This window comes from Clostridioides sp. ZZV14-6009 (assembly GCF_020658095.1).
Classification (GTDB): domain Bacteria; phylum Bacillota; class Clostridia; order Peptostreptococcales; family Peptostreptococcaceae; genus Clostridioides.
On the sequence record NZ_JAGWDG010000018.1, the window covers coordinates 1 to 14816 of the forward strand.

Below are 14816 nucleotides of genomic sequence, written 5' to 3' on the forward strand. Positions count from 1 at the left end.
TGATTGATAAAATTAAACTTTGCGTCATTACAGATATAATACCTGACATAAATAAAACACTCCTTTGAAAATATTTTAAAATAAATTTTTTAATTTAATTTTGGATATAAAAAAGCCACACAGTATATATAACTGTATGACAAAAACACGAATAAGCCACACAGTATAATCCATGTGGCTCTATATATGATGATAAAATAAAAACTTTAACAACAATCACTATAGCCAACATAGATACAATCCTTAAAAATGGTAATCCTAAGGGGTCTGTATCTATGTTATGACAATTTGTCTTAACTTAGCTACAAACCCTAACTAAATTGGCTACTAAAAAATCGTACTTGTTTGTTTAATAAAGTCTTCATATTTATCTCTCCTTTTAATTTAATAATTTTGAAAATTTTGTTTTTATATTTTGTATAGTAATTAGTTTAATACAGTAAAAAATAAAAGTCAATAATAAATTTTGAAAAATTATTAAATTGTCAGAAAATTGAGTTCGAATAAAAAAAGTTTTATGTATAGGATTGGGGAGTTTTCTTAAATTTTAATTTATAAATAAAAATTAAAAATCATTTGGATTTTAGAAACAAATTGAGCCAAAAGATAAACTTTTTAGAGAATTAATGAAAATAGGTTTTGAAGTAATATAATGACCAAAATTATATGATATAATAAATTAAATGATTATTTTAATTCAGAATTTTTATTATTTTTTAAATTATTTTTAGAAATCTTGTTTTTGATGGTTTTATTTAAGTTGTTTACGAGATTAAAAAGACTTCAGTAGATATTTATATGTGTTTATTTAAATATTTTAGGAAGTCTTTAATTTTATAGGAGTGATGATATGTGTTGATAGGTACAGCTAATTTGAGTAGAAGTGTTGATAATGCATGCGTAGAAGAATTGGGAATTCCAATGATTGTATTGATGGAAAATGCAGTAATATCTGCAATGAGAAACATGGATATAGATATATATAATGATTATACAATTGTATGTGGTGTTGGAAATAATGGTGGAGATGGCCTTGGAATAGCAAGACATTTAAAGCTAAAAGGGAAAAATGTGAATGTCTTTTTAATTGGTAATATCAAGAAAATAAGTGAATGTTCTAAAATCAATTATAATATACTTTTAAATATGGGGATTAATATTATAAATATTGATAAAAATGATTTAAGTGAGGAATATAATGACTATATAAATAAAAATAAAGTGGATGAAATTATTAAAACAGAAAAACAGAGTATAATTAAAAATAAAAATTTAACAATATTTAAAGAAGCAGTATCTAAAAGTGATGTCGTAATAGATGCAATATTTGGAACAGGACTAAAGAGAGAAATCACTGGTATTTTTAAAAAAGTAATTGATATAGTAAATGATAACAGCAAAAATACATATTCTATAGATATACCATCTGGTATAGATAGCGACAAAGGTAGTATACTTGGAATTTGTATCAAAGCAAATAAAACAATTAGTTTTGAATTTTATAAAAGAGGGTTTTTAAATTATGATGTAAGCTCACTTATTGGAGATGTAATTGTAGAAAAAATAGGTGTTCCAGATTTCATTACAAGAAAATACCATAATGATGAATTCATAACTGATGAGAGTTTTGTAAAAAATAATATTAGAAGAAGAGATAAACATGGATTTAAAAGTGATTTTGGAAAAGTATCTATAGTTGCAGGTTCAAAAGGATTTTATGGGGCTAGTTTCATAGCAACTGAATCTGCTGTTAAAAGTGGAAGTGGTCTTGTAACTTTGATTAGTAGTAAAGATGTGCAAGAAAAAGTATCTATTAGACTCACTGAAGCAATGACTGTAAATTTTGAAGAAGAGAGAGTTGATATACTATTGAGTTCTAGCAATGCAATTGGTTTTGGTCCAGGAATGGGAGATAATCACAAAACTTTTGAGAGATTACTTAGAGTAGTTGAAAACTCTAGTTGTCCAATAATATTGGATGCAGATGGATTAAATGTTATGAAGGATAGATGCTATAAGTTTTTAGAGTGGAGAAATAAGTTTGTAATTACTCCACATCTGGGAGAAATGGCCAGGTTGACAGGTGACTCAATTGGGTATATAAGAGAACATAGAGTAGATGTGGCAAAAGAATTTGCTCAAAAATATAATGTAGTTGTCCTTTTAAAAGGTTATCAAACTATCATAACAGATGGTAAAGAAACATATATAAATCCTACAGGAAATAGTTGTATGGCAACTGGTGGAATGGGAGACTGTTTACTTGGTATGATTACTTCTTTTATAGGTCAAGGTATGGATATACTTGAAGCTACAGTGAGTGGAGCATATGTACATGGTTATATAGGAGATAAGTTAGGAAAAAGTATGTATACAGTAAATGCAACAGATTTAATAAGTAACATTTCGTTAACAATGAACAAGTTTTTGATTATTTAATGACTAATATTTGATACTACTTTGTAACAACTTTAACAAAGTATGCTGATATAATACTATTAAATTAATCTCAAATTGACTTATTTTATTGGTTTTTGGTTTATTGTTTAAATTCATATTCAAATATATTGTGTAAAGAATATGATTTATATAGGGTTTTATAATTCATATGAAAAGAGGGTAGATAGTATGAAGTTGATATGGTTGATAGTAGCAATCTTATTTGGAATAGCAGAAATGTTGACTCCAAGCTTAACACTAATATGGTTTAGTGTAGGAGCAGTAATACTTATATTTTTAAGTACTTTTATAAAGAGTATATTTTTACAAGTTTTAATATTTGCTGTAATTTCTATAGCTATGTTAGTTGTAGCTACTAAGAAAATTGTAAAAAAAGATAAAACTTATAAATCTAATACCAATTTACAAGCAATGATATCTAAAAAAGGTGTTGTTACAGAGGAAATTTCTCCAAATCAAACTGGTTTAGTTGTAGTTGAACATGAAACATGGACTGCTATTTCTATAGATGATGAAAAGATTGATAAAGGTTCTACAGTAGAAGTATTAAAAATAGAAGGGGTAAAACTAGTTGTTAAAAAAGTGAATTCTGCAACTAGTGTGACGAATCAATAAAATAAAGGAGGATATATTTATGGGTATGAAAGTTGTTTTAAGTATTGTATTAATAATAGTAGTCGTAGCAATAAGTTTAACCTGTATAAGAGTAATAAAACAATCTAAAGTAGGTATAATAATGCGACTTGGTAAGTTTCAAAAAGTGGCTGAAACAGGAGTACATTTCTTGATACCATTTTTAGATAAAATGGCATATGTGATTGACTTGAGAGAAATCGTAATAGATTTCCCACCTCAGCCAGTTATAACTAAAGACAATGTAACTATGCAGATTGATACAGTTGTATATTATAAAGTTACAGACCCAGTTAGATATGTGTTTGAAATAGCAAATCCAATAGCTGCTATTGAAAATCTAACAGCTACAACTTTAAGAAATATAATTGGTGAACTTGATTTAGACGAAACACTAACATCAAGAGATATAATAAATGTAAAAATGAGAACAATCCTTGATGAAGCAACAGATAAATGGGGAATAAAAGTAAATAGAGTAGAGTTAAAGAACATAATGCCTCCTCATGATATCCAAGTTGCGATGGAAAAGCAGATGAGAGCGGAAAGAGAAAGAAGAGAAGCAATACTTCAAGCAGAAGGTAATAAGTCAGCTGCTATATTACAAGCAGAAGGAGAAAAACAATCTGCTATATTAACAGCAGAAGCAAGAAAAGAAGCTATGGTACGTGTAGCAGAAGGAGAAAAAGAATCTGCTATATTAGTAGCAGAAGGTGAAGCTGAGGCTATAAGACAAACAGCTATTGCTAAAGCACAAGGTGAAGCTGAAATGATTAAAAGAACTCAAATGGCCACTGCAGAAGGTTTGAAGTTAGTATTTTCAGCGATGAAAGAGTCTGACATTGATAATAATATCCTAGCATTAAAATCTATGGAAGCACTTGAAAAAATGGCTGAAGGTAAGTCAACAAAATTGGTTTTACCTTCAGAAGCAGTTAATTTCCTAGGAACATTCAAAGGGATAAAAGAAGTCATGAGTGATGATAAGAATGATATATTAGATGTAAAAGATGCATTTAGTGGAAATGATTCATTAAAAAAATAAAAGAGTTTTTTTATCGTAGGAAGGAAATGGAAATTAAATGTCGAATTAATTAAATATAGTATGCACATTGAAAAGAAGAAGACTTATAGTTTTTTAAGTCTTCTTCTTTGTTTTTATTTATAAAACGGGATTTTAAAAATAAATTAACAGAATTTTTATACAATTTGCCCTTTACTAATGTAAAAAGTGTTATATAATATTAAATAAAACATGTAGGAAAAGAAAGTAATTTTAATTTGAATATTTATATTGATAACATATATAGTTATAAAAATATCAAACGTAATGAATATATCTAACAATAAAACTAAAATTCATTAATTGAATCATAAATAAGGAAATGATAAGAAAAATAAAATTAGCTAGTAATTGTTTACAGATTTTTAGATAATCATGTCATATTATGTTCTATTATTATCAAATCAAAAAATCATAAAAATTTAAGTATGTTTGTATGATATGAATTGATTTATAAAAAATATTTTTTATATCTATAAAATAAATGTTTATATTATTTTCTAATTAGGAATTGAATATTATAAGTACTATAGCACTGATGGAAAATAATGTATACTTCAATAAAACAATTATGGGGTATATATTATAGAAATTGTATAGTTTATATTATTTTACTCTTATTACATTAGCGTTTGGGCAAAATTTATACACAACATTTATTGACTAAAAGTTTATAAAGGTAAAAATGCAATTATAAATATTAATTACTAGATGAGGGGAGTGTCATTAAATGAAAAAAGAGATGTTAGCTATGATTTTGGCAGGGGGGCAAGGTTCAAGACTTGGAGTTTTTACAAAGAGGATTGCAAAACCAGCCGTATCATTTGGAGGAAAGTACAGAATTATTGACTTTGTTTTAAGCAATTGTTCAAATTCTGGTATAGATACTGTAGGTGTTTTAACTCAATATAGACCATTGATATTAAATTCTCATATAGGCATGGGAAGTCATTGGGATTTAGACAGAATAAATGGTGGAGTATATGTATTACAACCATTTATGAATGAAAAAGAGGGAAATTGGTATAATGGTACAGCACATGCTATATACCAGAATATGGACTTTGTAGATACCTATAATCCAGAATATGTATTAATATTATCTGGTGACCATATATATAAGATGGACTATAGTAAAATGTTAAAATTTCATAAAGAAAAAGGTTCTAAAGCTACGATTGCAGTAATTGAAGTACCTTGGGATGAAGCTTCTAGATTTGGCATAATGAATACAAATGAAGATTCAAGTATCTATGAATTTGAAGAAAAGCCAGGCGAACCTAAAAGTAATTTGGCATCTATGGGAGTATACATATTTGATTGGAAAATGTTGAGAAGTTATTTTAAAGAAGCAGAAAAAAATCCAGATATAAATTATGATGATTTTGGAAAGAATTTAATACCTAAAATGTTAGAGGATAATGTTGGAATGTATGCATATCCATTTAAGGGGTATTGGAGAGATGTAGGAACTATACAAAGTTTATGGGATGCAAATATGGATATAATTAAATCTCCAGAAACACTGGATTTATCAGACTCTAAGTGGAAGATATATACAAATACAATGGCAATGCCTCCTCAATATATAGGCAAAAGTGCAAATGTTCATAGATCAATGATAGCTGATGGTTGTAGAATTTTAGGAGAAGTAGGAAACTCTGTATTATCACATGGAGTTGTTGTTGGAAAAGGAAGCAAAGTAATTGATTCAGTAATCATGCCAAATGTTGTAATAGGAGAAAATGTAACTATAGAAAAAGCTATGATAGGCGAATGTGCAACTATAAATGATAATGTTCAGATAAAAAATGTAAATAATGAGATAAATGTAGTTTCTGAATATGAAAATATAGAGCCTAGATGCGTATTAATAGAAGGAGGTCTTTAAGATGAGAAATGAATGTTTAGGTATAATAAATTTAAACAAAAAAGGAGACCCTGCAATAAATAAACTTAATTATGGAAGACCGATAGCTTCTACACCAATAGCTGGAAGATATAGAATAATAGACTTCGCTCTATCTAATATGATAAATTCAGGAATTACAAAAGTTGGAATATTTGCAAAAGAAAAATACAGATCATTGACAGACCATATAGGTAGCGGGAAAGATTGGGATTTAAGTAGAAAAAAGGGTGGTTTATCAATTTTTAGCCCAGAAAATACTAAGTATAGAAATACTTACTCACATAGAAAAGGAGATATATACACAATACTGGCTAATCTTGATTATATAGAGAAAAGTGAAGAAGAATATATTTTAATAGCTCCAAGTTATATGTTATGCAATTTAGATTATTCTCAGGCTTTGGAATACCATAAAAAATCTCATAATGATATAACTATGATATATAAAAATGTAAACAATGCAAATAAAGATTTTGAAGGTAATCTAACTTTAAACTTAGATAGTAATAACAGAGTAATAAATGTCGGAAATAATTTAGGAAAATTCCCTAGAGCAAATATATGTATGGAAATATATATTATGAAGCGTGAAGATTTTGTAGAATGTATATATAATATTGTAAATAAAGGAAACTATTGTTATCTAGAAGAATTTATTGTTGAAGAAGCAGAAAATATGAAAATAGGAGCTTATGAGTATACAGGATATTTGAAATGTGTAAATTCTGTTGAATCATATTTTCAAATGAGTAAAGATTTATTAGAAATAGAAGTGGCTGATGAATTATTGTATTCTGAAAGAAAAATATTTACTAAAGAAAAGAATGAGTCACCTACAATTTACACAGATAGTGCAAAGGTAGAAAATAGTTTTATAGCATCAGGTTGCTTAATAGAAGGTACTGTAAAAGATAGTATTATATTTAGAAAAGTTAATGTTGAAAAAGGAACAGTTATAGAAAACTCAATAGTAATGCAAAATTGTGTAATAAAGTCAAATGCAAAACTATATAATGCAATACTAGATAAAAATACAAGTGTATCAAAAGGAAAAGAGTTAAAAGGAGATGAAAAATATCCTATTGTAGTAGAAAAAAATACGAATATATAAAAATATTTTTTAGAAGGGGGAATAGCTAGTGAAAGTTTTTTATGTAACAGCAGAGTGTTGGCCCTTTGCTAAAACTGGAGGATTAGGAGATGTATCTTATGCATTGCCTAAAGAATTAAAAAAAGAAGGTGTAGATGTAAGGGTAATAATGCCTAAATATTCAACTATACCAAGTTATTTAAAAGATCAATTAAAAGAAATAGCTGTTTTTAGTGTACGTGTTGGATGGAGAAATCAATATTGTGGTCTTTTAGAAATGGAGCTAGATGGTGTTAAATTTTATTTTATAGACAATGAATTTTATTTTAGAAGAGAAGACGAGAGAAAGAGTATTTATGGATATGGAGATGATGCAGAAAGATATACATTCTTTACAGATGCTGTCTTAGAAGCTATAAGTAGAATTGACTTTTATCCAGATGTAATACATATAAATGATTGGCACACAGGAATGTTACCATTAATTTTAAAAGAGAGATATGCAACCCTTGAGGGGTATAAAAATATAAAAACTATGTATACTATACATAATCTACAATATCAAGGTGTATTTGATAAGTATGTCTTAGATGATATATTAGATTTACCTGAAAAATATTTTGATAATGGAGATATAGAGTATTATGGTTCAATAAATTTTATGAAAGCTGGAATAAACTTTGCAGATAAAGTTATAACTGTTAGTCCTACTTATGCAAATGAGATACAAACATCTTTTTATGGAGAACAATTAGATGGTTTGCTTAGAAAGGAATCAGGAAAATTAAAAGGTATATTAAATGGTATAGATTATGACTTGAATAATCCTGAGAAAGATAAGGATATATTTGTTAATTACGATGTAAATTCTATTGAGAAAAAATTGGAAAATAAATTGAGATTACAAGATATATTAGGATTAAAAAAAGATTCTTCTATTCCATTAATAGGAATAGTTTCAAGACTAGTTTCTCAAAAAGGATTTGATTTAATAGCCTATATGATGCCGGAGCTTATGAGGGAAGATTTACAAATTGTCATTTTAGGAACTGGGGAACATCAATATCAATCAATGTTTAATTATTACGATTCTAATTTTTCAGGTAAAGTATCAGCTAGAATCACATTTAATGCATCGTTGGCTCAACAAATCTATGCTGCAAGTGATATATTCTTGATGCCATCACTATTTGAACCTTGTGGTATAGGTCAAATGCTAGCTATGAGATATGGTTCTTTGCCAGTAGTTAGAGAAACTGGAGGACTTAAAGATACTGTAATACCTTATAATCAATTTACTGGAGAAGGGAATGGATTTAGTTTTAAAAATTACAATGCTCATGAGATGTTTTTCTGTTTGAAAAATGCAATTAAGGTTTTTAGAGATAAAGAAAAATGGATGAAACTAGTTGAAAATGCAATGAATACCGATAATAGTTGGAAAAAATCAGCTAAGGAGTATATAGAAACATATAGAGACATATGTGATTAAAGGAGTGGTTTTTTTGGTAACAATAAGCAAAAAGAAATTCAAGCAAAAATTTGAAGTGAAAATGTATAGCTTATATGCACAGTCTATCAAGGAAGCTACTGATGAACAATTGTTAAATGTACTATGTAGTCTACTGAAAGATGAAATAGCAAAAAAATGGGTTGCTACGAAGTTAGATAAGAAAAAAGAAGTTTATTATTTTAGTCTAGAGTTTTTAATAGGAAGACAATTAAAATCTAATTTATTAAATTTAAATATTGAAGAAGAAGTTAGAGAAGGATTACTAGAATTAGGAATTAACTTAGATGATTTAATCAAAGCTGAGGTAGACCCAGCCATAGGGAATGGTGGTCTTGGAAGATTAGCAGCATGTTTTTTAGATTCTATGGCATCTTTGAATATAAGTGGTCAAGGATATGGAATTAGATATAAATACGGTTTGTTTGAACAAAAATTTGTAAATGGTTATCAGGTCGAAGTACCTGATAACTGGCTTACAGAAGGACGTTATGCATGGGAAACTGTAAGACCAAATGAAGCAACAATGGTGAAGTTTGGTGGAGAAGTAGAGTTGATTAAGGAAGGAATTCATTTAAAAGTAGTCCATAAAAACTATCTTCCTGTAATGGCAATGCCTTATGATATACCAATAATTGGATACCAAAATCAATGTATCAATACTTTAAGATTATTTAAAAGTGAGATACCAAAAAGAGACTTTGGAGAACTTACCTCAAATGCTCTAAATTATTCAGGAAGTTATGAAGAAGCTTTAAAACACAAGTATTATACTGAAGAAATTTCACAAGTGTTGTATCCTGATGATTCAAATTATGCAGGAAAATTATTGAGACTTAAGCAAGAGTATTTCTTTGTAAGTGCAGGTGTACAAGATATCATAAGGAAGTGTAAAAAGAATAAGCTAAATATCAGGAATTTATTTGATAAGGTGGCAATTCATATAAATGATACACATCCTACCTTATGTATACCAGAACTTATGAGAATTCTACTTGATGAAGAGGGATTATCTTGGGATGAAGCATGGCAGATAACTAAAAAAACAGTATCTTATACTAATCATACTATAATGTCAGAAGCAATGGAAAAGTGGCCTGTAAGCATGATAAAAGAGCTATTACCAAGAATTTATATGATAATAGAAGAAATAAATAGAAGATATGTAGAAGAGTTAAATAATAAAGGATATGACCAAGATAAAATAAGAAGAATGAGTATAATAGATTGGGACAACATAAATATGGCAAATTTATGTATTGTAACAAGTCACAGTGTAAATGGAGTTGCTAAGCTTCATACTCAAATTCTTGAAACAGAAGTTTTAAAAGATTTTTATCAAGACGAACCAAATAAATTTAACAATAAAACTAATGGAATTGCACATAGACGATGGCTTATAAGTTCAAATCCTCAACTTAGCAATTTAATAACAGATTTAATTGGTGACTCATGGAAAACAGATACTTTACAGCTAAAGAATATTGAAAAATTTAAAAATGATTATTCTGTTTTAAAAAGACTTGATGATATAAAATACAATAATAAAGTAAATTTAGCAAATTTTATAAATGATAAATACGATTTAAATATCGACCCTAATTCTATATTTGATGTTCAGGTTAAGAGGTTGCATGCTTACAAAAGGCAACTATTGAATATTTTTAATGTACTCCATATGTATCATGAATTACTTGACAATCCTAATTTAAATATTGACCCAAGAACTTTTATATTTGGGGCAAAAGCCGCACCAGGATATTATTTAGCCAAGTGTATAATTAAATTTATAAATTCAGTTGCAAGTACTATAAATAATGATGTTAGAGTAAAGGACAAGTTAAAAGTAGTATTTATAGAGAATTATGGTGTATCATTAGCAGAGATAATAATACCAGCAGCAAATGTGAGTGAACAAATTTCAACGACAACAAAAGAAGCATCAGGAACAAGTAATATGAAATTTATGATGAATGGTGCTATAACTTTAGCCACATTAGATGGTGCAAATGTAGAAATATGTGAACAAGTAGGAAAAGAAAATATGTTTTTATTTGGACTTAGTGCAGAGCAAGTACTGAATTATAATAAGTTTGGTGGATATTCTTCACTTGATTTGTATCATTCTAACATGAATATAAAAAGGGTAGTAGATGATTTAATAAATGGATTTATTCCTAACCTAGGTGAAGAAGGTAGAAGTATTTATAATTCACTTACCACTTATAATGATGAGTACTTTGTATTGAGGGATTTTGAAAATTATGGTCAAGCTCAGGCAAATATAAACAAACTATATCGTGATAAAGAAAAATGGAATACAATGTCTTTGGTTAATATAGCTAATTCAGGATTTTTTTCTTCTGATAGAACAATTTCTGAATATGCAAAAGACATTTGGTTTAAAAGGGTGTGATTATAAATGCAAAACATAATAGAATATAATTCTTGGGATAAAAATTTTAAGGCTCCGTTTGGAGCTTTAAAATTTAATGAAGAATTGATAATTAAAGTTAAAGTAAATGAAGGATATAATGTTGAGTCTATTTCCCTAGAAATAAACAAAGAAGATGAAACAAAGACAATAATTTTAAATGAAGAATTAAACAATAATACACTTGGAAAGTATTTTTATTGTAAGGTTGAAAAATTTGATATAACAGGTGTTTATTTCTATTATTTTAAAGTAATTGTTGAAATAGATGGTGAGAAAAAGACTGTATTCTATGGAAAGAATAGAGAAAATGGATACGCTTGTGAATATAATTATAATGATATCAATAAATATCAAATTACTGTTTATAAAGACTTTAAAGTGCCAACCTGGTATAAAGAAGGAGTACTTTATCATATATTTGTAGATAGATTTAACAATGGAAATCGTAATGGGAAGGTTGATAATCCTAAAAAAAACAGCTTTATATATGGTAACTGGGAAGATATACCTATGTACATAAAGGACAGTAGAGGGGATATTATAAGGTGGGATTTTCATGGTGGAAATTTAAGAGGAATAATTAATAAACTTGGGTATCTAAAAAAATTAGGAGTGAGTATATTATATCTAAGTCCTATATTTGAAGCCTCTAGTAATCATAAGTATGATACAGGAAATTATAAAAATATTGACCCTATGTTTGGAGATGAAGATACATTTAAAGAATTAATTGATAAAGCAAAAGAAAAAGATATATCAATAGTACTTGATGGTGTTTTTAGTCATACTGGAGCTGATAGTAAGTATTTTAATATGTATGGAAATTATGATAGTTTAGGTGCATATCAATCAGAAGAATCACCATATTATTCATGGTATATGTTTGAAGAATTTCCTCATAAATATAAAAGTTGGTGGGATATAAAGACCTTGCCAAATACAAATGAATTAGAAAAAAGCTATATGGATTATATAATATATGACAAGGATAGTGTCGTAAACAAATGGATGAATATGGGGATTAAAGGGTGGCGATTGGATGTTGCAGATGAACTTCCAACTGAGTTTATAAGAGAGCTGAAAAAGGAATTAAAAGAAGCTGATAATGACTCGATACTTATAGGGGAAGTATGGGAAGACGCCTCAAATAAGATTAGTTATGGTCAAAGAAGAAGCTATTTATTAGGGGAAGAATTAGATTCTGTTATGGGGTATCCATTTAGAAATAATATGTTTTCTTTTTTAAAAGGAGAAATTAATTCATATGAACTTAGCAATAGATATATACAAATTAAAGAAAATTATCCAAAAGAATCATTTAAGTCTAATTTAAATTTAATTGGAACACATGATGTTACAAGAGCTAAAACTGAATTAAATAATGATATAGATTTGATGAAACTTGCTGTAGCTACGCAAATGACATTTGAAGGAGTACCATATATATACTATGGAGATGAGGCAGGTCTTTGCGGAGATGTAGACCCAGACAATAGAAGAACATATCCATGGAAAAATGAAGATGAAGATATGTTAAATTTTTATAAAAATATTATAAAAATCAGAAATAAAAATAAAATTTTAAGTTCAGGAGAAACAGAATTTATATATACTAGAAATGATAATGTGTTTGCATTTATAAGATTTAATGAAGATAATGATAGGATACTAATTTTAATAAACAGAAGTAACAATCCTGAAAATATGTCATTAAATATAGAGGGTAGCTTTATAGAGGAAATACCTATAAAGTATAATTCTAAAAATGTAAATAAAAATATACCGATAGAAAATAACGAATTAAAAATCCATATGGATTCTAAATCATTTATTATTTTTAGTGTATTTTAAGTACAATAATTTAAATTAAAAGTAAAAATGTAGCAAAAGTTTTGATTTATCAAAGGTTTTGCTACATTTTTGTTTTAATTTATCATAAAAATTTTAGTATTTCAAAATATTACAAAGAAGTGTAAAAAATATAGAAGTTATGATATTATATAGATAAGTAAGATAAAACAAAACCTCTCTACTGAAGTTGTAGGGAGATTTAACTTTTATAATCTTAATATGGAGGAGTGTCTTATGAAAGTAGATCCACTTACAACTCAAGTCTATGACTATATATCAAAAAAAATCCAAAATGGAGAGTATGAAGCTAATCAGAGAATTACTGAATCTGAAATTTGCAACTCTATTGGAGTTAGTAGAACACCAGCAAGGGAAGCACTAACGAGGTTGGCAGGTGAAAATTTACTAGAAAAGATACCTAATAAAGGATTTGTGGTAAAAGAGTTTCAGGAAAAGGAAAAACTAGACACATATTCTGTAATTGGTGTGTTAGATGCGTTAGCAGGTTCTTCATCTTTAGAAAATTTAACTGAATCAGATTTAATAAAAATGGACGAGCTAACAGAAATGATGGCTATCTCTATAAAGTATAAAAATTACAATAACTACTTAAAACTAAGCAATGAATTTCACGATATATACATAGCAAAATCAGATAATCAAGTATTAATAAATATGTTGAATTCTCTTAGATATAATTTTATGTCAAAGTCATATACTAGCGACAATGAAGAAGAATTGTATAAAATGTTAACTTACAGCAATAATCAACATATTGAGGCAGTGAAGTTTATGAGAGCGAAAGATTCAGAAAATGTTGAAGCAATTTTAAGAAAACATTGGAAAACGATACCTATAGCAGAGATGGAATAAGAGAAGCTTTTAAAAGCTTCTCTTATTTTTTATATAATTCTATCATTATTTTATTATTTCTAATCTATAAATATCAATATAAAATTAATTAAAAATACAACTAATTTTATATTGATATTTATAGATTAATGTAGTACCATTTTAATGCAAAATATAAAGGAGGGGATAATATAAAAACATATTTTTCGATAGGAGAAGTATCTAGACTTTTTGATTTGTCAATAAAAACTCTAAGATACTACGATAAAGTAGGGATATTAAAACCAGCATATGTAAACCAAGAAAATAAATATAGGTATTATTCAAGAGAGCAGTTTATGAGTATAGATGTAATTAAGTACTGTAAGATTATGGGTATGGCTCTTGAAGATATAAAAAAATTAATTGATTCAGATAGCTCAATTGAGTCTATGATGAATACAATTGATAGACAAAATAAAATGATAGAAAGTAAAATAAAAGAACTATCAGATGTGAAAAATTATCTAAATGATATAGAATTTAAAGTAAATGAATTGTTAAAATATGATTTAAATAATGTATTTATAAAATACAATAAAGAAAGAAAAGTAAATGTCTATAAATGTAATTCAAAGGATGAAGTTGAACTTGAGATGTATCTGAGACATATTATTTTACACATTCAAGATAAGTATAATGATGTATATCCTATAATTTCAGGTAGTATTTCATATGAGAAAGTAATTAAAGAAGGTAAAGCACTATTATATGATTATATAGTAGATTTTACAGAAAGAGAAGAATATGAAAATCAGCACATTTTACCAGCAGGTGAATATTTAACAATTATATATGATGATAATTGGAATAATGCCTATGATTATTATAAAAAAATAATCGATTATGCAAATGATAATAATATAGAACTTGTTGGAAACTTTAATGAAATATGGATGCTTTCTAGAGTGGATTCAGACACAAAAGAAAAGACATTGGTTCAATTAGAAATAAGAAAAAAATAGTATA

At 27.4% G+C, this 14816-nt stretch carries 10 protein-coding genes; all 10 read left to right on the forward strand.

Going from position 1 to position 14816, the window contains the following annotated elements; all coding sequences use genetic code 11:
* Positions 1 to 852: 852 nt before the first annotated feature.
* Positions 853 to 2439, forward strand: coding sequence for an NAD(P)H-hydrate dehydratase (locus KGF36_RS16960; protein WP_227829866.1), 1587 nt, complete (start codon positions 853 to 855; stop codon positions 2437 to 2439).
* A 189-nt stretch (positions 2440 to 2628) separates the two neighbouring features.
* Positions 2629 to 3075, forward strand: coding sequence for an NfeD family protein (locus KGF36_RS16965; protein WP_227829865.1), 447 nt, complete (start codon positions 2629 to 2631; stop codon positions 3073 to 3075).
* Between the two features lie 19 nt (positions 3076 to 3094).
* Positions 3095 to 4138: an SPFH domain-containing protein gene (locus KGF36_RS16970; protein ID WP_227436770.1), complete on the forward strand. Its 1044-nt coding sequence runs from the start codon at positions 3095 to 3097 to the stop codon at positions 4136 to 4138.
* A 748-nt stretch (positions 4139 to 4886) separates the two neighbouring features.
* Positions 4887 to 6047 carry a glucose-1-phosphate adenylyltransferase gene (locus KGF36_RS16975; protein ID WP_227829864.1) on the forward strand — a complete coding sequence of 387 codons (1161 nt, stop codon included), beginning with the start codon at positions 4887 to 4889 and terminating at the stop codon, positions 6045 to 6047.
* Position 6048: 1 nt separating this feature from the next.
* Positions 6049 to 7179 (forward strand): glucose-1-phosphate adenylyltransferase subunit GlgD, encoded by a 1131-nt coding sequence (gene glgD, locus KGF36_RS16980; RefSeq protein WP_227829863.1) that lies wholly within the window; start codon positions 6049 to 6051, stop codon positions 7177 to 7179.
* A gap of 28 nt (positions 7180 to 7207) precedes the next feature.
* Complete coding sequence (gene glgA / locus KGF36_RS16985) at positions 7208 to 8650, forward strand: glycogen synthase GlgA (RefSeq protein ID WP_227829862.1); 1443 nt, start codon at positions 7208 to 7210, stop codon at positions 8648 to 8650.
* A gap of 13 nt (positions 8651 to 8663) precedes the next feature.
* Complete coding sequence (locus KGF36_RS16990) at positions 8664 to 11084, forward strand: glycogen/starch/alpha-glucan phosphorylase (protein ID WP_227829861.1); 2421 nt, start codon at positions 8664 to 8666, stop codon at positions 11082 to 11084.
* Between the two features lie 6 nt (positions 11085 to 11090).
* On the forward strand, positions 11091 to 12956 hold the full coding sequence (locus KGF36_RS16995; RefSeq protein WP_227829860.1) for a glycoside hydrolase family 13 protein: 1866 nt from the start codon (positions 11091 to 11093) through the stop codon (positions 12954 to 12956).
* 234 nt (positions 12957 to 13190) lie between these two features.
* The gene (locus tag KGF36_RS17000) at positions 13191 to 13829 is read left to right on the forward strand and encodes a GntR family transcriptional regulator (protein WP_227829859.1); all 639 of its coding nucleotides are present in this window, start codon (positions 13191 to 13193) and stop codon (positions 13827 to 13829) included.
* 188 nt (positions 13830 to 14017) lie between these two features.
* A complete protein-coding gene (locus tag KGF36_RS17005; protein WP_227854911.1) occupies positions 14018 to 14812 on the forward strand; it encodes a MerR family transcriptional regulator in 795 nt (264 codons plus the stop codon).
* The last annotated feature ends 4 nt before the right edge of the window (positions 14813 to 14816 follow it).